Origin of the sequence: Rhodococcus sp. NPDC077669, from assembly GCF_040686915.1 — a bacterium.
Taxonomy (GTDB): Bacteria; Actinomycetota; Actinomycetes; order Mycobacteriales; family Mycobacteriaceae; genus Rhodococcoides; species Rhodococcoides fascians.
Genome location: NZ_JBFBMD010000005.1, coordinates 75,376 through 98,718, shown reverse-complemented (window position 1 = coordinate 98,718; position 23,343 = coordinate 75,376). Strand labels below are relative to the sequence as shown.

At 64.6% G+C, this 23,343-nt stretch carries 25 protein-coding genes; 8 read left to right on the top strand and 17 right to left on the bottom strand.

What is annotated here, in order from left to right; translation table 11 throughout:
• Position 1 precedes the first annotated feature (1 nt).
• The 9 genes from paaE to AB0P23_RS08230 form a co-directional block, all read right to left on the bottom strand.
• Positions 2–1,096, bottom strand: coding sequence for a 1,2-phenylacetyl-CoA epoxidase subunit PaaE (paaE, locus tag AB0P23_RS08270; protein WP_219519239.1), 1,095 nt, complete (start codon positions 1,094–1,096; stop codon positions 2–4).
• Entirely contained in the window at positions 1,096–1,593 is a 498-nt protein-coding gene (gene paaD, locus AB0P23_RS08265) for a 1,2-phenylacetyl-CoA epoxidase subunit PaaD (RefSeq protein WP_032385906.1), read from the bottom strand. The genes paaE and paaD overlap by 1 nt, the downstream gene beginning before the upstream one ends.
• A 5-nt stretch (positions 1,594–1,598) precedes the next feature.
• Positions 1,599–2,516 carry a 1,2-phenylacetyl-CoA epoxidase subunit PaaC gene (gene paaC, locus AB0P23_RS08260; RefSeq protein ID WP_363797218.1) on the bottom strand — a complete coding sequence of 306 codons (918 nt, stop codon included), beginning with the start codon at positions 2,514–2,516 and terminating at the stop codon, positions 1,599–1,601.
• 28 nt (positions 2,517–2,544) lie between these two features.
• A complete protein-coding gene (gene paaB, locus AB0P23_RS08255; RefSeq protein WP_027494657.1) occupies positions 2,545–2,907 on the bottom strand; it encodes a 1,2-phenylacetyl-CoA epoxidase subunit PaaB in 363 nt (120 codons plus the stop codon).
• The gene (gene paaA / locus AB0P23_RS08250; RefSeq protein WP_027494656.1) at positions 2,904–3,851 is read right to left on the bottom strand and encodes a 1,2-phenylacetyl-CoA epoxidase subunit PaaA; all 948 of its coding nucleotides are present in this window, start codon (positions 3,849–3,851) and stop codon (positions 2,904–2,906) included. Before paaA ends, paaB begins: the two co-directional genes overlap by 4 nt.
• Positions 3,852–4,004: 153 nt before the next feature.
• Positions 4,005–4,775, bottom strand: a complete 771-nt coding sequence (locus tag AB0P23_RS08245) for an enoyl-CoA hydratase-related protein (RefSeq protein ID WP_363797216.1) — start codon at positions 4,773–4,775, stop codon at positions 4,005–4,007.
• On the bottom strand, positions 4,772–5,623 hold the full coding sequence (locus AB0P23_RS08240) for a 3-hydroxyacyl-CoA dehydrogenase family protein (protein ID WP_206498596.1): 852 nt from the start codon (positions 5,621–5,623) through the stop codon (positions 4,772–4,774). Before AB0P23_RS08240 ends, AB0P23_RS08245 begins: the two co-directional genes overlap by 4 nt.
• Positions 5,620–6,342, bottom strand: coding sequence for an enoyl-CoA hydratase/isomerase family protein (locus tag AB0P23_RS08235; protein ID WP_167329803.1), 723 nt, complete (start codon positions 6,340–6,342; stop codon positions 5,620–5,622). The genes AB0P23_RS08240 and AB0P23_RS08235 overlap by 4 nt, the downstream gene beginning before the upstream one ends.
• Entirely contained in the window at positions 6,339–7,538 is a 1,200-nt protein-coding gene (locus AB0P23_RS08230) for a thiolase family protein (RefSeq protein ID WP_206498597.1), read from the bottom strand. The genes AB0P23_RS08235 and AB0P23_RS08230 overlap by 4 nt, the downstream gene beginning before the upstream one ends.
• 110 nt (positions 7,539–7,648) lie before the next feature.
• Between AB0P23_RS08230 and AB0P23_RS08225 the strand changes: the two genes are divergently transcribed.
• The 5 genes from AB0P23_RS08225 to AB0P23_RS08205 all read left to right on the top strand — a co-directional run bounded on the left by AB0P23_RS08225 (position 7,649) and on the right by AB0P23_RS08205 (position 12,248).
• The gene (locus AB0P23_RS08225; RefSeq protein ID WP_027494651.1) at positions 7,649–8,260 is read left to right on the top strand and encodes a TetR/AcrR family transcriptional regulator; all 612 of its coding nucleotides are present in this window, start codon (positions 7,649–7,651) and stop codon (positions 8,258–8,260) included.
• Between the two features lie 111 nt (positions 8,261–8,371).
• Positions 8,372–10,399 carry a phenylacetic acid degradation bifunctional protein PaaZ gene (gene paaZ / locus AB0P23_RS08220; protein WP_057472494.1) on the top strand — a complete coding sequence of 676 codons (2,028 nt, stop codon included), beginning with the start codon at positions 8,372–8,374 and terminating at the stop codon, positions 10,397–10,399.
• Positions 10,396–10,713: an EthD family reductase gene (locus AB0P23_RS08215; protein ID WP_206498598.1), complete on the top strand. Its 318-nt coding sequence runs from the start codon at positions 10,396–10,398 to the stop codon at positions 10,711–10,713. The genes paaZ and AB0P23_RS08215 overlap by 4 nt, the downstream gene beginning before the upstream one ends.
• A gap of 23 nt (positions 10,714–10,736) precedes the next feature.
• The gene (gene paaI / locus AB0P23_RS08210; RefSeq protein WP_206498614.1) at positions 10,737–11,105 is read left to right on the top strand and encodes a hydroxyphenylacetyl-CoA thioesterase PaaI; all 369 of its coding nucleotides are present in this window, start codon (positions 10,737–10,739) and stop codon (positions 11,103–11,105) included.
• A gap of 30 nt (positions 11,106–11,135) precedes the next feature.
• Positions 11,136–12,248 (top strand): PucR family transcriptional regulator, encoded by a 1,113-nt coding sequence (locus AB0P23_RS08205; protein WP_032368681.1) that lies wholly within the window; start codon positions 11,136–11,138, stop codon positions 12,246–12,248.
• On the opposite strand, the gene AB0P23_RS08200 is transcribed toward AB0P23_RS08205, so the two are convergent.
• A complete protein-coding gene (locus AB0P23_RS08200) occupies positions 12,232–13,638 on the bottom strand; it encodes an FAD-linked oxidase C-terminal domain-containing protein (protein WP_363797212.1) in 1,407 nt (468 codons plus the stop codon). The two genes, AB0P23_RS08205 and AB0P23_RS08200, sit on opposite strands and share 17 nt — an antisense overlap.
• Before the next feature lie 283 nt (positions 13,639–13,921).
• On the opposite strand from AB0P23_RS08200, the gene AB0P23_RS08195 reads away from it, so the two are divergent.
• Positions 13,922–15,223: an MFS transporter gene (locus tag AB0P23_RS08195; RefSeq protein ID WP_027494645.1), complete on the top strand. Its 1,302-nt coding sequence runs from the start codon at positions 13,922–13,924 to the stop codon at positions 15,221–15,223.
• A gap of 87 nt (positions 15,224–15,310) precedes the next feature.
• Here the strand turns inward: AB0P23_RS08195 and AB0P23_RS08190 are convergent, their stop codons facing one another.
• From AB0P23_RS08190 to pdhA, 6 genes are read right to left on the bottom strand one after another with little or no spacing between them, the layout of a single operon-like run.
• On the bottom strand, positions 15,311–15,604 hold the full coding sequence (locus tag AB0P23_RS08190; protein ID WP_032367835.1) for a helix-turn-helix domain-containing protein: 294 nt from the start codon (positions 15,602–15,604) through the stop codon (positions 15,311–15,313).
• Positions 15,601–16,005: a VOC family protein gene (locus AB0P23_RS08185; protein ID WP_032373306.1), complete on the bottom strand. Its 405-nt coding sequence runs from the start codon at positions 16,003–16,005 to the stop codon at positions 15,601–15,603. The genes AB0P23_RS08190 and AB0P23_RS08185 overlap by 4 nt, the downstream gene beginning before the upstream one ends.
• A 53-nt stretch (positions 16,006–16,058) precedes the next feature.
• Positions 16,059–17,426, bottom strand: a complete 1,368-nt coding sequence (lpdA, locus tag AB0P23_RS08180; protein WP_363797209.1) for a dihydrolipoyl dehydrogenase — start codon at positions 17,424–17,426, stop codon at positions 16,059–16,061.
• Positions 17,423–18,673 carry a dihydrolipoamide acetyltransferase family protein gene (locus AB0P23_RS08175; protein WP_363797207.1) on the bottom strand — a complete coding sequence of 417 codons (1,251 nt, stop codon included), beginning with the start codon at positions 18,671–18,673 and terminating at the stop codon, positions 17,423–17,425. Before AB0P23_RS08175 ends, lpdA begins: the two co-directional genes overlap by 4 nt.
• Positions 18,670–19,674 (bottom strand): alpha-ketoacid dehydrogenase subunit beta, encoded by a 1,005-nt coding sequence (locus tag AB0P23_RS08170; RefSeq protein ID WP_363797205.1) that lies wholly within the window; start codon positions 19,672–19,674, stop codon positions 18,670–18,672. The genes AB0P23_RS08175 and AB0P23_RS08170 overlap by 4 nt, the downstream gene beginning before the upstream one ends.
• Positions 19,671–20,786 (bottom strand): pyruvate dehydrogenase (acetyl-transferring) E1 component subunit alpha, encoded by a 1,116-nt coding sequence (gene pdhA, locus AB0P23_RS08165; protein WP_032388016.1) that lies wholly within the window; start codon positions 20,784–20,786, stop codon positions 19,671–19,673. The genes AB0P23_RS08170 and pdhA overlap by 4 nt, the downstream gene beginning before the upstream one ends.
• Positions 20,787–20,944: 158 nt before the next feature.
• On the opposite strand from pdhA, the gene AB0P23_RS08160 reads away from it, so the two are divergent.
• Positions 20,945–21,430, top strand: coding sequence for an Lrp/AsnC family transcriptional regulator (locus tag AB0P23_RS08160; RefSeq protein WP_032408396.1), 486 nt, complete (start codon positions 20,945–20,947; stop codon positions 21,428–21,430).
• A 28-nt stretch (positions 21,431–21,458) separates the two neighbouring features.
• Here the strand turns inward: AB0P23_RS08160 and hppD are convergent, their stop codons facing one another.
• Entirely contained in the window at positions 21,459–22,664 is a 1,206-nt protein-coding gene (hppD, locus tag AB0P23_RS08155; RefSeq protein ID WP_027494635.1) for a 4-hydroxyphenylpyruvate dioxygenase, read from the bottom strand.
• A 162-nt stretch (positions 22,665–22,826) separates the two neighbouring features.
• On the opposite strand from hppD, the gene AB0P23_RS08150 reads away from it, so the two are divergent.
• Positions 22,827–23,339, top strand: a complete 513-nt coding sequence (locus AB0P23_RS08150) for an Lrp/AsnC family transcriptional regulator (protein WP_363797203.1) — start codon at positions 22,827–22,829, stop codon at positions 23,337–23,339.
• Positions 23,340–23,343: the final 4 nt, after the last annotated feature.

Genomic DNA, 23,343 nt, shown 5'->3' with positions numbered 1-23,343 from the left:
CTCAGGCGTCGAAGTCGACGGTGACGGTGTCGCTGAGTGGGAAGGTTTGGCAGGTGAGCACGAAGCCGGCATCGACCTCGTTGTCTTCCAATGCATAGTTACGACGCATGTCGACCTCTCCGAAGGTCACCTTCGCGCGGCAGGTGCCGCACACTCCGCCCTTGCATGCGAAGGGGAGATCCGAGCGCAGCTGCTCGGCCGAATCGAGAATCGACTCGTCCTGCGGCAGAGCGCCTTTCACCTCGCGGCCATCGAGGATGATCGTGACCTCACTGCTGGGGCCGGTAATACCGGGCTCGCGGTGCTGCTCCTGCGGCGGCGGTACGTCGTCGACGTAGAACAGTTCGTGGTGAATGCTGCTCTTCGCGACGCCGAGTTCCTTCAGAACGTCCTGGGCATCGCTCACCATCCCGAACGGACCGCATAACCAGAAGTGGTCGATGTCCGGTGTTGCGACGACGGTGTCGAGTATCTCGCGAAGCCGGTCGGCATCGAGCCTGCCGCTGAACAATTCGACTTCCCGTGGTTCGCGAGACAGCACGTGAATGACGTCGAATCGACTGCCGTACTGATCCTTCAGGTCGGCGATCTCCTCGGCGAACATCACCGTTCGCGTCCGGCGATTGCCGTACAGCAGAACCACTTCGGAGTCGGGATTCGCCAGAACGGATGCCGCAATCGACAACATCGGGGTGATACCGGAACCGGCGGCGATGAGCACGTGCCTGCCGGCCTGGGCCGGATCAGCGTGGAAGGTGCCGCTCGGGCCCTGCACGTCGATGCGGTCGCCTGCTTTGACGTCGTGAACGAGCCAGGAGGAGAACAGACCGTCGGACACCTCGCGGACACCGACGCGGGGACGCGCACCGGCCGGGGCGCAGATGGAGTATGAGCGGCGGTGCTCGACGCCGTCGACGGTGCGGCTGAGCATCAGTGACTGGCCCGGTCGAAAGTCGAACTCTTCGCGCAATTCTTCCGGGACGTCGAACGTGACAGCAACGGCGTCGTCGCAGAGGGATTCCACGTCGGCAACGGTCAATGAATGAAAAGGCTTGTTGCGTAGATTCTTCTGAACGGGCTCGGCGGTGACGGTCATCAGATTTCCTTCACGTGGTCGAAGGGCTCGAGGCAGTCGTCGCACCGGTACTGGGCTTTGCAGAGGGTGGCGCCGAACTCGGACGTGAGCCGGGTGTTGCGCGAGCTGCATTGCGGGCAGGTGAGCTGACGGGGTTTGACGGTCAAGGTCAGCGGAACCGGGCCGGATGTACGTTCCGGGGCCGGACCCGGAGTGGAGTAGCCGGTCTCGCGCAGCTTGCGCAGGCCCTCCTCGGAGATCCAGTCGGTACTCCATGCCGGCGTCAGGCTGGTGACGATCTCGACATCCGCGTAGCCGTGGTCCTGAAGCGTGTGAGCGATGTCGTCCCGCATCGTCGCCATGGCGGGGCAGCCGGAGTACGTCGGAGTGATCGTGACGAGCACGCTGCCGTTCTCGCGTACCTCGACGTCGCGCAGGACGCCGAGGTCGTCGAGGGTGAGCAGCGGCATCTCCGGATCCATGACGGTAGCTGCGATGTCGCGAGCCGAAAGTTCCATCGTTGTCACCAGACTCCCTCCGGATGTGCCCTCGCCACGACCTGCATCTCGGCGATCAACGGGCCGAAGGCCTCGGTGTGAATGCCGCGACGGCCACCGCGGCCGCCGATGGTGCCCACGGACTTGCCCTCGGGGGCGTCCAGCTCCGCGGCGTGCAGCACCTGTGCAAGAACCGAATCGAACTCGTCGCGAACATCGCGAGGGTCGACGGCGACACCGACCTTCGCGAGTGCGATCTCCTCGTCCGTCGGGATGAACAATTCCGAGACGTACGGCCAGATCCGGGTCACGGCGTCGCGGACGCGTCGCTTCGATTCGTCGGTTCCGCAGCCCAGGGTGACGACCCAGCGTGCCGCGTAATCGCGGTGGTACGTCAGCTCTTTGACGCCCTTGTTCGCGACCGCGGCAAGGACGGGATCACGGGATTCCTGCAGGCGGGTGAAGACGGCGAGACGCCACGTCGAGAACACCAGCAGCCGAACCAGCGACTTCGCGAAGTCGCCGTTGTCGAGCTCGGTGAGTCTGACGTTGCGGAAGTCGGCCTCGTCGCGAAAGAACGCCAGCGCATCCTCGGCGGGTGCGGGTGAGGTGTCCGAAATGAACGGCACCACCGTCGGATCGGCTTTGGCGGCGCGGGCCAGCAGCAGCCGGGCCTGGCCGAGGAGGTCGAGGCCGACGTTCGCCAGCGCCACCTCTTCTTCCAGTTCCGGTGCGCGAGTGCTCCATTCGGCGAGGCGCTGCGAGCTGATCAGCGCGTCGTCGCCGAGCATGAGGCAGTATGCGGCAAGCGAGTTCAGGTCGACGTCGTCGGGAACGGTGGTATCGACGCCGGCGAGCGGGTCGTCGAAACTCGTCCCGAATGCCCACTGCCCGTGCGAGTCCTCGTCGACGAGGCCCTCGTAGGCGCTGTCGTGATCAGTCATGGGTGCTTGTCCTCTGGGAGTATGGGTCTCACATGTGGGGAACGTTGTCGGGGATCTCGTAGAACGTCGGGTGGCGGTACACCTTGTCGCCACTCGGTGCGAAGAACGGATCCTTCTCCGACGGCGACGACGCGACGATCGAGTTGGACGGAACCACCCAGATGCTGACGCCTTCGTTGCGGCGGGTGTAGACGTCGCGAGCATGCCGCAGGGCCATGTGGTCGTCGGCAGCGTGGAGCGATCCGACATGCACGTGGTTCAGGCCGCGCTTGCCGCGGAGGAACACCTCGTACAACGGCCAATCAGCCTTTACTGCTTCTCTTTTCGGCTCCACCGGCACGTTGTCGGTGGGAACTGCGCCGTGGCCGCCCTCGGCCGTGAATTCTGTCATGATGCTGCGTTCCTTTCGGCGAATGCGGTTGCGGCCTCACGGACCCAGGCTCCGCCGTCGTGAGCTGCTCGACGGTTCGCGATGCGCTCGACGTTGGAGGCACCGTTGCCCTTGATCACCTGCATGAACTCGGACCAGTCGGGCTCACCGAAATCGTGTGACTTGCGCTCCTCGTTCCACTTCAGGTCCGGGTCGGGGAACGTGACTCCGAGTGCCTTCGCCTGCGGGATCGACATGTCGACGAAGCGTTGGCGCAGTTCGTCGTTGGTGTGGCGCTTGATGCCCCACTTCATGGACTGCTCGGTGTTGGGGGACTCGTCGTCCGGCGGGCCGAACATCATCAGTGCCGGCCACCACCAGCGGTTGACCGATTCCTGAACCATGGCGCGCTGTTCGTCGGTGCCGCGCATCATCGTGGCGAGCAGTTCGTAGCCCTGGCGCTGGTGGAAGGATTCTTCCTTGCAGACCCGGATCATCGCGCGTGCGTACGGACCGAAGCTGCTGCGGCACAGGGGAACCTGGTTGCAGATCGCCGCACCGTCGACCAGCCAGCCGATGGTGCCCACGTCGGCGTACGTCAGGGTGGGGTAGTTGAAGATCGAGGAGTACTTCTGCTTGCCCTCGATGAGCTTGACCGTCAGGTCGGCGCGGTCCGCTCCGAGCGTTTCAGCGGCGGAGTAGAGGTAGAGACCGTGACCGGCCTCGTCCTGCACCTTGGCCATCAGGATCGCCTTGCGGCGCAACGACGGTGCGCGGGTGAGCCAGTTGCCCTCCGGCTGCATGCCGATGATCTCGGAGTGCGCGTGCTGGGCGATCTGGCGGATGAGCGACTTGCGGTAGCCGTCCGGCATCCAGTCACGGGGCTCGACGCGCTGCTCGTGGGCAATGGTCTCGTCGAACCCGTCCTGCAGCGTCTCGGTGGACAGGGTATTTGACGTGGTCATAAGTCCTACTTTCATTACCGAATGATCGGTTGGTAACCAGTATGCATCGAAGTGACCCCGGGCACAAGAGCGGCTTCGCCGCACGTGCGTGAAAGTTCGTAGCAGGGGTCGAGTTTCTGTTCACATGGGTCGTTCCGCAGGCTCCACTCCCGCTCACCTGCCGACGAAGGAGGCTCTCTTCTTCGCGAGGAAAGCATCGACGGCGGCCTTGTGGTCGGCGGTCTGTCCCAGAGCGGTCTGTGCCTGCGCCTCGCGGTCCAGGGCGTCGGACAGACCGGACCGCGCGATCAGCGACTTGACCTGCTTGTACGCCAGGGTGGGTCCCGCAGCGAGCGTTGTGGCCAGCGTGCGCGCGGTCTCGAGAACGTCGGCATCGTCGACGACGCGATGCACCAGACCCCAGTCGAGAGCCTGCGCGGCGGTGACCTTGTCTCCGAGCAGCATCAGTCCCGCGGCCCGGCTCGCTCCCAGTGCGTCGACCAGCGTGTAGCTCAACCCCGAGTCGCTGGCCAATCCGATGCCGGTGAACGCCGTGGCGAACGACGACTTGGTGCCGGCGACGCGGATGTCTCCGGCGAGTGCGATCCCGAGACCGGCACCGACGCACGCGCCGGGGATGGCCACGACGATCGGCACCTCGAGCGCTTCGAGCCCTCGGATGACCGGGTTGTAATGCTCGCCGACGGTATCCATCGCCGTGGCCGGGTCGGCTTCGAGTGCGGTGACGTGCTCGCCGAGGTCCTGGCCGACGCAGAAGTTCTTGCCCTCCGCGGTGATGAGCACCGCGCGCACACTGGGTGCGGCGGCGTTCTGCACTGCAGACATCAGGCCGACTTTCGTCATGACGTCGAGGGCGTTGTGTGCCTCGGAGCGCGCGAGGGTGATGGTCGCCAGGCCGTCGGTGACATCGAACCGTACCGTCATGCGTTCGTCCAATCGTAAAAGCCGCGACCGGACTTGCGTCCGATGTCGCCGCGAGCAACCATGTCTCGCAACAACTGCGGGGGAGTGAACCTGTCGCCGAGGGTCGACGCCAGGTGTTCTGCGATGGCGAGCCGAACGTCCAACCCGACGAGGTCGGTGGACCGCAACGGACCCATCGGATGCTTGTAGCCGAGTTCCATGGCGCGGTCGATCGATTCGGCGTCGGCGACGCCTTCCTCCAGCATCCGGATGGCCTCGAGTCCGAGGCACACGCCGAGCCGGGAGGTAGCGAACCCGGGGGAGTCGTTGACGAGCACCTCGGTTTTGCCGAGCAGTGACACCCACTGCTGCACTCGCTGCACGACGTCTAGGGAAGTGGCCGGAGCGCGCACGATCTCGACGAGGGTCGACGCCGGAACCGGGTTGAAGAAGTGCATCCCGATGAAGCGGCTCGGATCGCTCAATGCTGCGCCGAGTTCCGCGATGGAGATCGAGCTCGTGTTCGACGCGATGACCGTGTCGGGCCCGGCGATCTTGTCGACGAGAGCCAGTACCTCGACCTTGAGCGACGGAATCTCGGGAACCGCTTCGACAACCAGGTCCAGGTCGGCAGCAAGATCCGCGGGGCCGGCGACGGTGGAGACCCGGGCGAGAATCGCAGCGGGGTCCTCGCTGAGCTTGTCGCGCTCGTGCGCCCGGTCCAGCCCGGTCGAGACTCGTCCGAGGGCTGCAGTCTGGTCGGCTGCTTCGGCGATGACGACGATGGAGCCGAGGGCCGCGAAGACCTGCGCGATACCCGCGCCCATCCGTCCGCCACCGACGACACCAACTTTCACAGGAACTGTCATTTCTTCTTCTCCAGAAATGCCGTCATGCGGCGTTGTTTGTCTTCGGTCTCGAACAGCACGGCCTGCGCGATGTCGTCGGCCCATGGGTGCGAACCGGGTGCATCGAGAATCTTCTTGGTGAGTGTCAGTGCCAGTGGTGCTTGCTTGGCGATGCGATCCGCGAGGGAATGCGCTGCGGCCATGGGCTCGTCGACGACGTCCAGCACCAGACCGGATCGGAGTGCCACCTCTGCGTCGAGTGTCCGGCCACCGAGAAGCACCTGCTTCGCTACGGACGCGCCCACCAGCGTCGGCAGCCGGTAGCTGGCTCCGGCGGCAGCCATGATGCCCAGTCCCGGTTCGGGATTACCGAACACGGCAGTCGACGACGCGATCCGGATGTCGCAGGCATAGGACAGTTCGGCTCCACCGCCGAGCGCGTATCCGCGGACGGCTGCAATCGTCGGCAGGGGCAATGCTGCAATGCGATCGAACAGGTTTCGGTTGATGCCGCGCAGTGCGTCGTCGCGAGTGCGGGCCCGCAACTGGTTGATGTCGGCACCGCCGGCAAAATGCTCGCCTGCTCCGGTCAGGATCACGATCCTGGGATCCTGCTCCACGAGCGCGCACACCTTGTGCAGCTCGCTGATCATGTCGGAATCGATTGCGTTGCGCTGCTTCTCGCGACTCAGGGTGACGACAACGCGGTCCGTCGACTCCTCGACGATGAGCGTGTTCACGGTGCCTCGATCAACATCGACACGCCTTGCCCGACGCCGACGCACAGTGTCGCGAGCCCACGGGAGGCCTTCTCTCGTTCCATCCGGCCCAACAGCGTCAACAGAATTCGAGCACCCGACGAGCCGAGGGGGTGGCCGAGGGCGATGGCCCCGCCGTCGGCGTTGACGATGTTCTCGTCGAGCTTCAGCTGGCGGATGACGCCGAGGGACTGTGCCGCGAAGGCCTCGTTGAGTTCGACGGCACCGAGGTCGTCGATCGACCATCCCGCGCGAGTGAGCGCCTTCTGCGTGGACGGGACCGGACCGAGTCCCATGATGTGGGGCGCGATGCCGGCGCTCGCGCTGGTGACGATGCGGCCGCGAACCTCGAGGCCGTACGTGCGCACGGCTTCTTCCGAGGCCACCACCAATGCCGATGCCCCGTCGGTGAACGGTGACGACGTGCCGGCGGTGACGATTCCGCCCTTTCGGAACACGGTCTTCAGGGTGCCGAGCTTGTCCAGAGTGGTTCCGCGGCGCGGCGTCTCGTCCTCGGTGACATCGCCGTTCTTGGTCGTGACGGGCACGATCTCGTCGGCGAAGCGTCCGGAATCCTGTGCGGCGACGGCACGCTGCTGACTGCGGAAGGCGAAGGCGTCGGACTCTTCACGGGTGATGCCCTCGCTGAGCGCGACCTCTTCGGCGGTCTCGCCCATCGACAGGGTGATCTTGGGGTCGATCCCCGCGTCGTGCGCTGCGAAGGTCGGGTTGGTGAATCGCCAGCCGAGGGAGGTATCGAAGATCTCGCCGGGCTTGGCCCACGCCGTCCCGGGCTTGGCCATGACCCACGGCGCGCGCGTCATGGACTCGACGCCACCGGCGACGATGATGTCGGCCTCACCGCTGCGAATGGTGCTCGCGGCGTTGGCTACTGCGGTCAGTCCGCTCGCGCACAGGCGATTGACGGTGTATCCCGGCACCGACTGGGGCAGACCTGCGAGCAGAACCGCCATTCTGGCCACATCGCGATTGTCCTCGCCTGCCTGGTTGGCCGCACCCAGAATCACCTCGTCGATTCGATCGACGGGTACGCCCGCTCTGCGGACCGCTTCGGCCACGACCAGCCCGGCGAGATCGTCGGGGCGCACCGAGGCCAGGGCGCCGCCGTAGCGCCCGTGCGGGGTACGTGCGCCGGCCACGAGAAATACTTCGGCCACTTCGAAACTCCTTCGTCGGTTGCGTCATTAATAACCGAACATTCGGTCGTTTGGCAAGGTCTGCTGCCCGTGGTGCTGTGGAATCGTCCGCCGACTGCGAAGATGTGGCAATGACAACCGCACGCGCGCCGCGCAAGACCGGACAGCCAGGGCGGCCGGGATACGACCTGGATTCCCTCTTGGCCGTGGCGGTCAAGGTCTTCAACGACCGTGGGTACGACGGCACCAGCATGGAGATTCTGGCGAAGCGGCTCGGTATCACCAAGTCGTCGATCTACCACCACGTATCGGGCAAGTCCGAGTTGCTCGAACTCGCGCTGTCGCGGGCTCTCAATGCGCTGTTCGCCGTGACGACCGAGGATCGGGCGACCACCGGGCGGTACATCGATCGCCTCGAATACCTGGTGCGTCGCAGCGTCGACATCTTGTGCGCGGAACTGCCCTACGTGACGCTGCTGCTGCGGGTGCGGGGCAACACCGACGTCGAGCGGCGCGCTCTCGCCCGCAGGCGCGAATTCGACACGTTCGTCACCGGGCTCGTCGTCGCCGCCGCCGAGGAGGGCGACCTGCGTCCCGGTGTCGACCCGGCTCTGGCGTCCAAGCTCGTCTTCGGCACGGTCAACTCGCTCATCGAGTGGTACCGCCCGCGCACCGGCGGATCCGTCGAGGAATTGGCCGACGCCGTCGTGGCTCTGACCTTCGACGGCCTGCGCCGCACGTAGCGAGGACATGCTCAGCCGGGTCGTTCCGCAGGCTCCACTCCTGGTCTTGACTTCTCGGCGTTCGGCGGCGATGGTAATTACCGACCGAACGTACGGTGAGATGGAGGCGTTGTGAGCAGACTTCTGGAAAGCTATGCCCAGGGCACGTGGTATTCCGCGACCGACGAGGGAACGCCGCTGCTGAGCGCCGTCGACGGCAGTGAGATCGCCCGGGTGTCGTCCAGCGGTCTCGACGTCGCAGGCATGATCGATTACGCCCGCACCGTCGGCGGCCCCGCGCTCGCAGCCCTGACGTTCCACGAACGTGCAGCCCTGCTCAAGCAACTGGGTCTGACACTTTTGGCAGGCAAAGAGGAGTTCTACCAACTCTCCCGGCACACCGGAGCTACCACCCGCGATTCCGGCGTCGACATCGACGGCGGTTTCGGCACCGTGCTGAGCTACGCGAGCAAGGCTCGACGTGAACTCCCCAACGAGACGGTCTACCTCGACGGCGCCATCGAGCAGCTCGGCAAGAAGGGCACCTTCCTCGGTCAGCACATCTACACCTCCCGGCGCGGCGTCGCCGTGCAGATCAACGCGTACAACTTCCCCGTCTGGGGCTTCCTCGAAAAGCTGGCACCCGCGTTCATCGCGGGCGTGCCCTCGATCGTCAAGCCCGCCAGCCAAACTGCGTACCTGACCGAGCTTGTCTTCCGTCGGATCATCGAGTCGGGGTTGCTGCCCGAGGGGTCGGTTCAGTTGCTGTGCGGCAGTGCCCGCGGTGTCCTCGACCACCTCGGCGGCCAGGACTCGGTGGCCTTCACCGGATCGGCCGATACCGCTGCGACCCTGCGCTCACACCCCAACGTCGTCGGCGAGGGACTCCATTTCACGGCGGAAGCCGATTCTCTCAACGCGTCCATCCTGGGTTCCGATGTGGCACAGAGCGATCCGGAGTTCGATCTGTTCGTCAAAGGTGTCTTCACCGAGATGACATCCAAAGCCGGCCAGAAGTGCACGGCCATCCGCCGCGTGCTGGTGCCGCAGGACTCGGTCGAACCCGTCATCGAGGCGCTGAAGGCCAAGCTCGACAAGGTCGTCGTCGGTGACCCGCAGGACGACGGCGTCACAATGGGTGCACTCGCCAGCATCGACCAGCGCGACGAGGTCCTCAAATCCATTCGTGGACTGATCAAGTCGGCCACCGTCGTCTTCGGTGATCCCGACTCCGTGGATTCACGGCCTGGTGCCTTCATGGCGCCGGTCCTGTTGAAGGCCGGCGACAAGAGCGCACCCGAACCGCACGAGATCGAGGCATTCGGGCCCGTCTCCACCGTCATCGGTTACGACAGCACCGCGGACCTGCTCGACCTCGTCGCCCGCGGAAAGGGCTCTCTGGTCGCATCTCTGGTGACCAAAGATTCGGCCATCGCGCGCGAGATCGTCCTGGGCACCGCTCCGTATCACGGGCGCATCCTGGTCCTGAATTCCGAGGACGCCAAGGAATCGACCGGTCACGGTTCGCCGCTACCGGTACTGGTGCACGGCGGACCCGGCCGCGCAGGCGGTGGTGAAGAACTCGGCGGTATCCGCGGCGTCCTGCACCACATGCAGCGCACCGCAATCCAGGGAACCCCGGACGTGCTGACGGCCATCGGCAACAAGTGGGTCACCGGAGCGAAGCAGACGACCGGCGACGTTCACCCGTTCCGCAAGAACCTCGGCGAACTGCGACTGGGCGATACCATCGTCGGTGGCCCACGACAGGTCACCCGCGCCGACATCGATCACTTCGCCGAATTCACCGGCGACACGTTCTACGCGCACACCGATCCCGAAGCGGCAGCGGCAAATCCGTTGTTCGGCGGCATCGTGGCGCACGGCTACCTGGTGGTCTCGCTGGCCGCAGGGCTGTTCGTCGACCCGGCACCGGGCCCCGTCCTGGCGAACTTCGGCGTCGACAGCCTGCGCTTCCTGACGCCGGTCAAGGCCGAGGATTCGCTGACGGTCACGTTGACGGCCAAGCTCATCACACCGCGCCAAAGTGCCGATTACGGCGAGGTGCGGTGGGACGCAGTGGTCGTCAACCAGGACGGTGACCCCGTCGCCACCTACGACGTACTCACTCTGGTCGCGAAGCCCGAGGCCGCGTCATGAGCGTGCGAGTAGCCGTCTGTTACGGAATACCCGAGGACCCTGCCGCCTTCGATCGGCACTACACCAAGGTGCACGTGCCCCTCGCTCGCGCAGTTCCCGGCCTGGTCGACTTCACCTGGGGTACGCTCGACTCGCTCGACGAGTCCCCGCCGCCCTACTACGCAATCGCAAGTCTGTACTTCGCGGACGAGGCATCGCTGAAGGCAGGGTTGGCTTCGCCCGAGATGACAGCGGCAGGCAAGGATCTGCGGAACTTCGCGACCGGTGGCGTCACGATGTTCACCCAGAACGAGCAGTCGGTGTTGCGGCCGTGACCGATTCGCCTATTGCGCGGGAGATGTTCGAGGTCGATGCCGCGTCCCGCAAGCTCGGCATCGAACTGATCGAGCTGTCACCCGGCCACGCCAGAATGTCGATGGTCATCACCGAGGACATGGTCAACGGCTATGCAATCACCCACGGCGGCTACGTGTTCCTGCTTGCGGACACCACCTTCGCGATGGCCTGCAACTCGCACGAGGACTCGGCCGTCGCGGCACGATGCGACATCCGCTATCTCCGTCCGACGAAGGCCGGTGACGTGCTGGTTGCGGACGCCATCGAGCGTGCGCGGTTCGGCCGGAACGGCCTCTACGATGTGTCGGTGACGTGCCGAGACGAGCTGATCGCCGAATTCCGAGGCGACAGTCGCACGATAGCGCGCTAGCGATCCGGCGCGTGGAAGTACTGTGAGTCGGTGACCACTGCAGACCTGTCGGCGCTGGCAGACGCCACCGCCACTGCGGTGGGTGGTGCTGTGTCGGTGATGGATCCGCAGGGCTATGTGGTGGCGTATTCGTCGGTGCCGGGGCAGCCGATCGACGACGTGCGACGCGACGGCATTCTGGGCAAGCAGGTCCCGGCTCGATACATGGTGCATCACATCGATCCGGACTTCCGGCGCAGCTCGACCGTGCACGTGGTCGATGTGGCCGGTGCGCTACCGCGTCTGGCAGTAGCGGTGTCGGTCGACGGTGAGTACCTCGGCTCCATCTGGTGCATTGCGTCCGGTGTCGGCATCTGTGCGCCGGCCCCTGCGGCAGTGGCTGCATTGACGCGTGCGGCCGCAGCTGCAGTGCCGTTGTTGTCGGCCCGACATCATCCGGCCGATGCCGACAATCCCAGGGTGCGTGCGTTACTGACCGATCCCGAGGTCGTCACTACGCCGGGAAAGCGCTACGCCGTTCTGGCCGCAGAAGTGGAGTCGCCGCGAGCGCAGAAAATGTTGGTGCAGCTCGCTGGTCTGCTGCAGCTCACGTTCGGCAACGCGGGCGACTCCGGATGCATCGTCGACGGGAACATCGTCCTGCTGGTGGTGGAGTCCGACGACGAACGCGCATTCGCTGCGGAGGCAGAGGAGGTTCGACGACGCGCAGAGACGGCCTTCGGTGCTGCGGTGAGCTTCGCGATCGGTGGCCCGGACGCCCGTCCAGCGATAGCGCTAAAGCATGCTCACTGGGTACTCGACGCGATCGAAACGGGGGCACAGACAACGACATTCGAGCAGAATCGCGTATCGGTCACTCTTCGGAGAGCGGGGGAGGCGCTGTCGGAAGTGTCGCTCGCGTTGCCTGCCGTCGAACGGATGCTGTCCTGCGATGCCTCGGAAGGTACGGAATACGCCGCCACGGTGCTGGCGTTGTTGGCACACGAATCCAACGTCGCTGCCGCGTCTGCGTCGCTGTACCTGCACCCCAATACCTTTCGCTACCGACTCCGGCGTACCAAGGAGTTGTTCGGTCTCGATCTCGATGACGTGGACAACCGGTTGCTGGTGTGGATGTCGCTGCGGCTCACGACCGGGCGGTGAGGACCTTCCCTGGGTTGAGCAGGTATTGCGGGTCGAGCAGCTCCTTGATGCCGCGCTGCAGTTCCGCTGCAACAGAATCGAGTTCGGTCTCGAGAAGATCGCGTTTGAGCAGGCCGACGCCGTGTTCACCGGTAATGGTCCCGCCCAGCGAGAGTGCGAATGCCGCGATCTCGTCGAACGCGCGGTGCGCGGCAGTCAATGAGCTCGGGTCCAACGGGTCGACGATGACTGTCGGATGGATGTTGCCGTCCCCTGCGTGGCCGACGACGCCGATGACGATGCCGATGCGCTCGGCGATGCGTCCGACCTCATCGATCATCGCGGCGGGCTGCGAAATAGGAACGGACACATCGTCGACCAACGGTGAGCCGAGACGCTCGAGTGCCGGGTACGCCAGTCGACGGGCCTGCACGAGTTGCTCCGATTCGACCTCGTCCTCGGCAACGGCCACATCGGTTGCCCCGGCTGCGGTGCACAGTGCGGCGATGGCTTCGAGCTCCTGCACAGAGCCCGCGCCGATATCGGACTGAGCGATCAGCACGGCCGCGGCGTCGGTGCCGAAGTCCATCCGGGCGTACGCGTCGATCGCGGCGATGGTGGTGCGGTCCAGCAACTCGAACAGGCTCGGAGTGATACCGGCGGCCCGGATCTGCGTCACCGCTTCACCGGCCGCGACAGTCGACGGGAAGGTCGCGGCCATGGTCAGCGGATTGGCAGCCGGAAAGTCGAGTCCTACGGTTGCTTCGGTGATGATTCCGAGTGTGCCCTCGGATCCGACGAACAGTTCGGCCAGAGAAAGCCCGGCCACGCCTTTGACAGTGCGTCGACCGACGAACGTGGCGCGCCCGTCGGCGAGTACGACGCGCAGACCACGGACGAACCGTGCTGTGACGCCGTATTTCACGCAGCACAGACCGCCGGCGTTGGTGGCGATGTTGCCGCCGATGGTCGACGCCTCCCAGCTGGACGGGTCGGGGAGGTACGTCAATCCCTGCTGCAGGGCAGCATCTTTCAGCTCTTTGTTTGTGACACCGGGTTGCACGACGGCGGTGCGGTTGACGACGTCCAACTCGACGATCTTGTTCATCCGCCGGGTGTTGAGGGCAATGGCTCCGACGCTGGCGTTCGCGGCTCCCGCCAGGCCGGTCAATGCACCCTGCGGCACCACGGGAATGCGATGTGCCGATGCGATTTTCATGATCGCCTGTACGTCCGATTCGGTGCTCGGTAGCACTGCCGCCAGGGGTAGCGCGGATTCGCAGAGAGCGGCGGCGTCGTGCCGGAAGCTTTGCAGAATGTCCGGGTCGGTCACCACCGCGTCGGCACCGAGGGCGCGCATCAGTTCGTCGATGACCGGCGAATGGAGAACGAGGGTGGTCGGAGCAGCCATGGATTCGAGTATGTCGGGCGGCGCTGTCGATGTCTGCGTCGTTTCGGACGAAGCACGAGGTCTCGATCGGTAGTTTCCGACGAAGTGTGGGCAGGGCCTTGTTATGCACGCGACCACCTTGACAAACTACGGTGGCGCCGGTCACAGTAATTACCGACCGAATGGACGGTGAGTTTTATCCGGTTCGTCGGTTACCTGAATCCGCCGCTGTTCATACCCCACGTCACTCCGAACTGTCGCTCGCTCTCACGAGCGCCGGAGCCCGAACGAAACGAGATCGTCGATGACAACACAGGTCGAGACGCCCACCGGGGTGTCGCGTGAGCATCGCCGCGCCGCGATGGCCAGCATGGTCGGAACCACCGTCGAGTGGTACGACTTCTTCATCTACGCGCAGGCCGCGTCGTTGATCTTCGCTCAGCTGTTCTTCGCGCCCATGGGCTCGTCCGGACAGCTGGTCGCCTACGTGACCATCGGTATCAGCTTCGTGTTCCGTCCTCTCGGGGCCATCGTCGCGGGGTACTTCGGCGACAAGATCGGTCGCAAGAAGGTCCTCATCGCCACCCTCACCCTCATGGGCGCGGCCACCGTCGGAATGGGACTGCTGCCCACCTACGCGACCATCGGCATCTGGGCTCCGATCATCCTGATCGTGTTGCGCATCCTGCAGGGATTCTCGACCGGCGGCGAATGGGGCGGCGCGGCATTGATGGCCGTCGAGCACGCCCCGAAGGGCAAGCGCGGAATCTACGGTGCCGCAACCCAGATGGGTGTTCCGCTCGGCATGCTCATCGCGGTGGGAACGTTGGCACTGTGCACCGGTTTGCTCAGCGAAGAGCAGTTCGAGGCCTGGGGCTGGCGTATTCCGTTCCTCATCAGCTTCGTGCTGATCCTGGTCGGCTTCTACATCCGACGCCGCGTCGAAGAGACTCCGGTGTTCAAGGAGCTCGCAGAACGCAAGGAGCGCAACCACACTCCCGTTCGTGCACTGTGGCGCACCAACAAGAAGCAGGTCATGCTCGCCGCGCTGTCGTTCGTGGGTAACAACGGCAACGGTTACATCATCGTCGGTGGCTTCATCGTCGCGTACTCGACGAGGGAGCACGGGCTCGCCCGTGTGGACGTGTTGGTGGCCAGTCTGTTCGCCGCTCTCGTGTGGGGTGTGTTCACCCTGCTCGGTGCGTATCTGTCCGACCGCTACTCCCGGACCGCCATCATGAACCTGGGCAACGCGTCGATGGTGTTGTGTGCCATCCCGTTCTTCCTGCTCGTCGATACCGGTGAGCTGCAGTGGATCTACGTGGCCCTCGGACTCTTCGCCGTCGGACTCGGCCTCGCCTACGGACCACAGCCGGCGCTGTACGCCGAAATGTTCCCCGCAGCAGTCCGATTCAGTGGAGCATCCATCGGCTACGCCATCGGCACCGTGCTCGGTGGGGCCTTCGTCCCGACGATCTCCGAGGCACTGTTCAAGGGAACGGGTACCTCTATGTCGATCTCGATCTACCTGATGATCCTGGCGGCGATCTCGTTCATCGCGACCTCGCGCATCAAGAACCGTAGGGACGAGGATTTGAACGTCTGACCCAACGACGACGACAGCCCCGCAGCCAGCCCAGTTGCGGGGCTGTCGTCGCGTATGTGGCCCAGACGGTGTTCGTTCCGCGTGAGCTCAACTGACCTGTGGTGCAGCCTCTTTGCCCCATTGTTCGAGTGCGACAATTGCGTCACGCAGGGCGAGACCTCTCTCGGTCAGCGCGTACGCGCGAGTGTTGTGCCGAAGGGGGAGACGGGTCAACACTCCTGCCGCTTCGAGTTCGCGCAGCCGGGTAGCGAGCATGTTCGTCGGTACTCCCAGGTCGCGCTGCAGATCGCCGTACCGTTGCGGTTCCTCGAGCAGTCGCTCGACAATGAGAAGTGCCCACCGGGCACCGACGATGTCGAGGGCGGCGGCGAGGTCGCTCATTCGGCCGTATCGGTGTCCGGCTTCATCCAGAACGGCGAGTAGTGGTAGCCGTCGAGGTCGTCGAACTGACGTTGATACATGAAGGCGTAGTCATCGATGTCTCCGATGCGTCCACCGGCAGCACCGGCCCGCTCGGTGAGCTCGTCGACCGCCTCGCGGCTACCGAGGTCGAACGAGACCGTGACCTTCGACGGGGTGTCGGGACCGCCGATCAGCTCCTCGGTGCCACCCACGCTCGCATACATCTCGCGGCTTCCGAGCATGACGTACTGCCCCGGTGTGATGGCGAAGCACGACACGTTGTGGTCGGACATCTCGGGGTTGAGCGTCCAGCCGAGGGCTGTGTAGAAGGCGGTTGCGCGCTCGACGTTCTCGACGGGACAGGTGATGAACAGGCTCATGCAGTGATACTTGCAAAATGCAAGCGCGGCGTCAAGGACTGGGTTCCGCGACCTCAGCTGTGCGCGTGCAACGGCCTACCCGAGAGCGCCATCATTGCCTCACCGAGTGCTTCGTTCTGAGTGGGGTGGGCGTGCACAAAGCTACCGACCTCCGATGGCAGTGCTTCCCATGCCACCGCGAGTTGCGCCTCGCCGATCAGCTCGCCCACGCGGTCACCGACGAGGTGGACTCCCACAACAGGGCCGTCCTCGCGTGCCCGAATCACCTTGACGCCACCTGCAGTGGCGAGGATGCGGCTCTTGCCGTTGCCGCCGAGGTCGTAGACCACAGAGGTCACGGTGCCGTACTTTTCCTCCGCGGCCTTCTCGGTGAGACCGACCGACGCCACCTCCGGATGCGAATAGGTCACGCGCGGAACGAGATCGCCGTCGATACGTGCCGGCGCGAGTCCGGCAATGTGTTCGGCGACGAACATGCCGTGCTGGAATCCGCGGTGAGCCAACTGATAGCCCGCCACGATGTCGCCGACGGCATAGACGCCGTCTGCGGTGGTGAGCACATTGTCGTCGACAGTGACGAAGCCACGTTCGGTGGCGATGCCCTGCTCGGCCAGACCGAGGCCTTCGGTGCGGGGGCCGCGTCCGACGGAGACGAGCACGAGATCCGTCGAGAGGGTGTCGCCGGAGGACAGCGCCACCGCGACGTCGTCGGACGACTCGGTGACTGTCTCGACCTTGGTGCCGGTACGAATGTCGATGCCGCGCTTGCGCAGAGCCTTGGTGAGCTGCTTCGAGGACCATTCGTCCTCACCCGGAACGATGCGATCGAGGGCCTCGACGACGGTGACCTTGGCACCGAAAGAGGCCCAGATACTGGCGAATTCGATACCGATGACACCGCCGCCGAGCACGACGACAGACTCGGGGATACGGTCGAGCGACAGTGCGCTGTCACTGGTGAGCACACGTGGGCCCAGTTCCACACCGGGGATGGTGCGCGAATACGAACCGGTGGCGAGAACCAGCGAGGCTCCGGTGATGCGTCGACCCTCCACCTCGACGGTGCGAGGACCGACTACCTGGCCGCGACCGGACACGATCTCGATGCCCGGGCGTTTTAGCAATCCCCGGAGCCCGGCGTACAGACCAGCGACCACGCTGCGCTGATAGTCCAGTGCTGCAGGCATATCAACACCTGTGAGCGACGCGGTGACGCCGACATGCGCCGAGCCGCGGACCGCGTCGGCCACCTCGGCGGTGTGCAGCAGAGCCTTGGTGGGGATGCATCCGCGATGCAGGCAGGTGCCGCCAAGCTTGTCCTCCTCGACCAATGCGACCGTCAGGCCGAGTTGCTCGGCGCGCAGGGCGCAGGAGTACCCACCCGATCCACCGCCGAGGATGAGGACGTCCACGTCGCTCATCGGACGGATCCCAGTGCCACGACGGGGTTCTCGACGAAATCGGCCACGGTGCGCAGGAATCCGCCCGCCACTCCGCCGTCGCACACGCGGTGATCGAACGCCAATGACAGCTGCGCAACCTTGCGGACGGCCAATTGGCCGTCGACCACCCACGGGCGGTCGATGATGCGTCCGATGCCCAGGATCGCGGCTTCGGGATGGTTGATGATCGCGGCCGAGCCGTCCACCCCGAAAACTCCGTAGTTATTCAGCGTGAATGTTCCACCGCTCAGCCGGGCTGCGGGCAGGGAGCCGGTTCGCGCCAGCTCGGTCAGCTCGGCCAGTCGCTCGGACAGTTCCTTCAGATCGGCCTTGTCGGCCTGCGGCACAACAGGAACCATGAGTCCACGATCGGTCTGCGCGGCAATGCCGAGTCCGACGTTCTCGTACCGCAGGATCTCGCCCGCGGCGGTGTCGACGGTGCTGTTGAGCTCGGGGAACTTGGCCAGCGCGATCATGGTGAGTTTGGCGAGAACTGCCAGCAGTGTCACCTTCACTCCGTCGATGGAGGCGTCGAGGTCACGTCGGGCTTGCAGCAGAGCCGTCGCGTCGACGTCGACCCAGACGGTCGCCTCGGGAATTTCCGCACGACTGCGAGAGAGTTTGTCGGCGATGGTCTTACGAATCCCGGTGATGGGAATTCGCGTGACGCCCTCGGCACTGGTAGTGCTCGAGGACAGTGCCCGTTCCACGTCCGCGCGGGTGATGACTCCATGACTGCCGGCGACATCAATCGACGCCAGATCCAACCCACCCTGCAGTGCCATGCTGCGGACGATGGGGGAGAGCACCTTCGGTGCATGTGAGTGGAAATTCGTAGCCTGCGTCGAGTTTCCACTCACGTGCGAAGCTCTTTTTCGACGGCCGGTCGGGCCGTGTCCCGTGCCATAGCCGATCAGCACATTTCCTGAGCCGGCGCGTTCTTCTTCGCGGTATCGCTCGTGGGCTGCAGGCGTATCGGCGACGGCACCGCCGGTGATGCTGATGAGCGGCGCGCCGACGGCGAGTGACGTGCCCTCGGCCGCATGCAGTTCGCCGACAACACCCTCGAACGGGCAGGGCACCTCGACAGACGCTTTTGCCGTCTCTACTTCGACGACGACCTGATCGATGGTGACGGTATCGCCGGGCTTGACCTTCCACTCCACGATCTCGGCCTCGGTCAGTCCTTCACCGAGATCGGGGAGCAGGAATACCTGCATGCTCATACCGTGACCGCCTTGCTGAGGTCGGGGGCATCGTTCCACTGCAGTCGGTCGATGGCATCGAGCACACGGTCGGCGGACGGCAGGTGAAAGTGCTCGAGTTTCGGTGCAGGGTAGGGAATGTCGAGTCCGGTCACCCGCAGTACCGGAGCGTGCAGGTGATGGAAACAACGCTCGGAGACGCGCGAGGCGATCTCCGCGGCGACGCCGGAAAACCCCTGCGCTTCCTGAATCACGATGCAGCGTCCGGTCTTCCGTACCGAGGCTGCGACGGTTTCGTCGTCGAACGGATTGATCGACCGCAGATCGATCACCTCGACGCTCCGGCCGTCCTCGGCTGCGAACTCTGCGGCCTGCATGGCCACCGACACGGTGGGTCCGTAGGCGAGAAGCGTGACGTCGGTACCGGCACGACGCACGACGGCGGTACCGATCGGCTCGGTCTTGGTCAGCTCGATGTCGTCCTTGGAGAAGTACAGCCGCTTCGGTTCGAGGAAGATCACAGGATCCGGATCGGCGATGGCGTCACGCATCAGCGAGTACGCGTCGGCCACGGTGGACGGCGAGACGACTTTCAGGCCCGGGGTGTGGGCGTAGTAGGCCTCGGACGAGTCGCAGTGATGTTCGACGCCGCCGATACCTCCCGCGAACGGGATGCGGATGACCATCGGCGCGGTGAGTGATCCGCGAGTTCTGTTGCGCAGCTTCGCAACATGGGACACGATCTGCTCGAAAGCCGGGTAGGCAAAGGCGTCGAACTGCATCTCTACGACGGGCTTGTAGCCCGACATCGCCATCCCGATCGCGAATCCGACGATGCCGGACTCCGCGAGCGGGGTGTCGAAGCAGCGATCGTCACCGAAGTCTCGGGTCAGTCCGTCGGTGACGCGGAAGACGCCGCCGAGCGTGCCGACATCCTCGCCGAAGACAACGACCTTCTCGTCCTCGGTCAACGCGTCGCGCAGGGCGGCGTTGAGGGCTCCGGCCATGGTCATCGTGGTCATGACAGTTCTCCTGCTGCGATCTCGGCGGCGACCTGGTTTCGCTGTTCGATCAGGCCGGGGGTGGGGGAGGAGTAGACGAACCGGAACAGATCCTCGGGGTCGACGTCCTGCTCGACGTTCATGCCCGCGCGAAGTGCCGCGGCATCGGCGTCGGCCGATACCGTCATCTGTTCGCGCAGATCGTCGGTGAGCAGACCCTGGGCTTCGAGGTAGGAATCGAGGCGCGAGAGCGGATCTCGGGCCAGCCAGCCTTCCACCTCGTCTGCCTTGCGGTAGCGCGTGGCGTCGTCGGCATTGGTGTGGGCGTCCATGCGGTAGGTGTGCGCCTCGACGACCACCGGTCCTTTGCCTGCTCGGACGTACTTCACGGCCTCGTCCATCACGGCCATCATCGCGATCGGGTCGTTGCCGTCGACCTGCTCGCTGCCGATGCCGTAGCCGACACCCTTGTGCGACAACGACGGAGCTGCAGTCTGACGCGCGAGGGGAACGCTGATGGCGAATCCGTTGTTCTGGACCAGGAAAATCACCGGTGCGCGGAACACCGCGGCAAAGTTCAGGGCCTCGTGGAAGTCGCCCTCACTGGTTGCTCCGTCACCGCAGAACGCGAGGGCGATGGTGTCTCGTCCCTGCTTGGCCTCGGCGTAGGCGAAACCGGTCGCGTGCAGCAATTGTGTTGCCAGAGGAGTGCATTGGGGAGCGACCTTGTAGGCGGTGGGATCGTAGCCGCAGTGCCAGTACCCGGCGAGCATGCCGAGCAGCTCCACCTGGTCGACGCCTCGCGCCGCGAGAGCCATCGAGTCACGGTACGTCGGGAACATCCAGTCCTGCTCACCCAGGCACAGGGCTGCGGCGATCTGGCAGGCCTCCTGGCCGCGGGAGGACGGGTAGACCGCAAGCCGACCCTGTTTGGTCAATGCTGTTGCCTGCTGGTCGAATCGGCGGCCGTGGACCATCGAGCGGTACATCTCGAGCAGGCGCTCGTTCGACGGGTGTGCGTAGCGGGCTGCACTGTCCACGCCCGTCCCATCGGGTGCGAGGTACTGCACGGGACGGTCGGCAGGCATGAACTGTTGGTAGGACGTTGCCGGAACCTTCTCGACGGTCGTCATGGGGCATTCTCCTGAGATCGGCTTGTACGGTGATTCTGGCCGAATCGGTGAGGAAGAAGTCCTATGGCCGTAGGATTGCAGACATATTGCCGACATTTCAGGTACGAACTGACTATCTGTCGGATCGGCGTAGCGAACCACCAGGTAGGAGCGGACGAATGGACGACGTCTCGAGACGTGTGGAATTGGACGACACGGATCGTCGCATCCTCGCCGAGCTGACTGCCGACGGGCGGGTCTCGATGCGGGTGCTGGCCGATCGGTTGAATCTCTCTCGGGCACATACCTATACACGGGTGGACAGGCTCAAGGATGCGGGTGTCATCGAACGGTTCACCGTGCAGGTGGATCACGCGGCGTCCGGGCTAGGGACCTCGGCGTTCATCGCGTTGTCGATCCGTCAGGATTCGTGGCGCAGTGTGTCCGAGGGGTTGCGGTCGATGGAATTCGTCGACCACTTCAGTTTGCTCGGAGGGGATTTCGACGTGCTGGTACTCATCAGGACTCCCGACAACGAGAGTCTGCGGCAAGTCGTGCTGGAGGGCCTGCAATCGCTCGACGGCGTCCGGGCGACGCGCACGTGGTTGATCTTCGACGAGGACCGAGGTGGTCTGGGACGAACTGCGCCGCCCACCGAACGCTGACAGTGGGCGGCGTCGTTCGGGGTACGGGTCAGAAGTTGCCGCGAGCGTCCTGCTCACGTTCGATGGCCTCGAACAGTGCCTTGAAGTTGCCGATGCCGAAGCCGAGCGAGCCGTGGCGTTCGATCATCTCGAAGAACACCGTCGGGCGATCGACCAGCGGCTTGGTGAAGATCTGCAGTAGGTACCCGTCCTCGTCTCGGTCGACGAGAATTCCGCGCTTCTGCAACTCTTCGATCGGCACTCGGACCTTACCGATACGGGCTCGCAGTGCGGGATCCTCGTAGTACGAATCAGGAGTGGCGAGAAATTCGACGCCCGCCGCGCGGAGCGCATCGACCGAAGACAGGATGTCGTTGGTCGCCAGCGCCAGATGCTGTGCGCCCGGGCCGCGGTAGAAATCCAGGTACTCGTCGATCTGTGAGCGCTTCTTCGCGATGGCCGGCTCGTTCAGCGGGAACTTCACTCGGTGGTTGCCGTTGGAGACGACCTTGCTCATCAAGGCCGAGTAATCGGTGGCGATGTCGGCCCCGACGAACTCGGCCATGTTCGTGAAGCCCATGACGCGGTGGTAGAAGTCGACCCATTCATCCATCTTGCCGAGCTCGACATTGCCGACCACGTGATCGAGAGCCTGGAAGATGCGCTTGGGAGCGCCTTCCGGTCGCTGCAACGTCGACGTCCGCGGTACATAACCGGGTAGGTAGGTGCCGGTATAGCGGGAGCGGTCGACCAACGTGTGTCGGGTGTCGCCGTAGGTCGCGATGGCCGCGGTGCGGACCGTGCCGTGCTCGTCGGACATGTCGGTCGGCTCTTGTAGTACGCGCGCGCCCTGGGCTCGCGCATGCTCGATGCATCGGTCGACATCGGGTACGGCCAGCGCGATGTCGATGACGCCGTCGCCGTGGCGCGTGTGGTGTGCCACCAGTTCGCTGTCGGGGTCGACGGCTCCCTTGATGACGAAACGCACTGCGCCGGACTTGAGCACGTACGCGTGGTGGTCGCGTTGGCCGGTCGTCGGGCCAGAGTAGGCAACGAGCTCCATGCCGAACGCGGACTGGAAGAAGTGTGCGGTCTGCGTCGCATTCCCGACCACCCACACGATCGCGTCCCAGCCACTGACCGGGAAGGGGTCGCGCTTGTCGTCGTACTCCACGAGTCCGACTAGCTGCCGCAGCTGATCGGCGTCGAGATCGGCGAGCTTCTCGTCGTCGTTGAGGATGTTGTCGAGGCTCATGAAAGCTCCTGGTTGGTCCGAGTGAGGCACACTGTTCCGCCCAGCCCAACATCGCGGTGCAGGGGAGTCAATCGACGCCTGAATAGCTGTTCGTGCTGTGCAGATAGGGCAGCTTCTTCCGCAGTTTGCTATACGATTCGCATAGCAAAGTGGAGGTGCGTCATGGAATCGACGTTGGACGAATTGGACCGCGCGATGCTCGCTGCGCTGCATGACAATTCGCGGATCGGCGTGCTCGAGCTGTCGCGCATCCTCGGGGTGGCGCGTGCGACGGTGACAGCAAGATTGCAGCGGCTCGAGGATACCGGCGTCATCACCGGCTATCGGCCGAAAATCGGTTTGGCAGCAGCTGGTTACGGCGTACAGGCGTTCGTCACGCTGGAGATCGCGCAAGGCGCACTCGGCGACGTCGTCGCGGTTCTGGAGCAGATCCCCGGCGTACTGGAGGCGTTCGCGACAACCGGAGCCGGAGATGTGCTCTGCCGGGTCGCCGCGGCGTCGCACGACGATCTGCAACGAACGCTGATCGTGCTCAACCAATCTCGGACGATCGCGCGGTCCACCAGTGTGGTCGTACTCTCTGAGCTCGTCGAGTTCCGGGCAATGCCGCTGCTCAACAGCGCGGATCCCGATCGAACCCCCAGAGCCCCCGCATACCGACTACCGCGCGAGTGATCGA